The 1,158-nt window shown below is 45.2% G+C and carries 2 protein-coding genes and 1 pseudogene; all 3 read right to left on the bottom strand.

Annotated elements, in window-relative coordinates; all coding sequences use genetic code 11:
• Nucleotides 1-249 (bottom strand): annotated as a pseudogene (locus tag A3762_RS16440) (flagellar biosynthetic protein FliP); the annotation flags it as partial.
• Nucleotides 250-849 carry a flagellar biosynthetic protein FliO gene (fliO, locus tag A3762_RS16435; protein WP_156493452.1) on the bottom strand — a complete coding sequence of 200 codons (600 nt, stop codon included), beginning with the start codon at nucleotides 847-849 and terminating at the stop codon, nucleotides 250-252.
• Between the two features lie 37 nt (nucleotides 850-886).
• The coding region (gene fliN / locus A3762_RS16430; protein ID WP_068756672.1) for a flagellar motor switch protein FliN at nucleotides 887-1,158 on the bottom strand (272 nt) is incomplete at its 5' end.

Below are 1,158 nucleotides of genomic sequence, written 5' to 3'. Positions count from 1 at the left end.
CTGCTGAAGACCAAGTGCTTGTCGCAAAATAGCAAACACCACAATGATCCGCGTAAACGATGTCATCATCATTAACATCGCAGGCAAAAAAGTTAGCGCTGTCATCAGCGCCAGAATTTGCAGCGTTACAGAATAAGACTGAGACCCGTCTTCATTCGTTATCAACTGCAATGCTGGAATACCAGAGTCGGCTGCGAAACCAAAAGAAGGCACAAGCAACGCTAAGATCGAGAATAAAACAGCCTTCACTTATTCACTCCCTTTTGAACTTTGCTTGCTAATAATAGATTGGAGTTTTTCGGCAAACTCACTCGGTTTCGCCGATACCGAGGGCTTAATTGGCGCTTCATCGAAATGATGCAGCAAGGAAATCTGCTGCGAAGTCACGCCGATCAAGAATTGCTCACCACGAACATCTAGCACTGCAACACGCTCCCGCGTTCCAATCGCCATGGCAGAAACAACTTTTAAATCGTTCGATCCCATACCGGTTAAACCTGTAAAACGCTTGACGATAAAGGCGATCAATAAGATACAGGCAACCATACCTAGCAGCGTGAGCATCACAAAAGGCCAATTGGATGCTTCAGAAACAGTGACTTTTGGAGAAGAAAGAAGGCCGTCAGAATCAAGTATGTTTTGAGAAGCCGACGACTGATTAGAATCCAAACCCTCAGATTCTATTGTTGTCACTAGGCTTTTTTCAGCAGCCTCCTGCTCCGACAAATCTGAGCGTTCAACTGACTCTACGGTTTGAGTATTACTATTTTGTTCTGAAGTGATCGTTTTCTGCGTCGCAAGCGCATTGAAGCTCAGCAAAGTAATCATTAGAAGGATCAACAGACGCACAATTTACCTCACTTACGCCAAATCCAGCGCTGCCTAGTTAGCCTAGGCGACGAATGCGTTCTGATGGACTTACAACGTCCGTCAAACGAATACCGAACTTATCGTTCACCATAACCACTTCGCCATGGGCAATTAGCGTACCGTTAACCAGTACATCTAATGGCTCGCCTGCCAATCGATCCAATTCAACAACAGAGCCCTGATTCAGCTGTAATAAATTACGAATAGGAATTGACGTATTCCCAACTTCCATCGAGATGGTCACCGGAATATCTAAAATCACGTCCAGATCGGGAGTTTCAGAACCAG

Source organism: Oleiphilus sp. HI0125 (genome assembly GCF_001635355.1).
The sequence above is the reverse complement of the archived record's forward strand: the minus strand, read 5'-3'. Positions and strand labels throughout refer to the sequence as shown.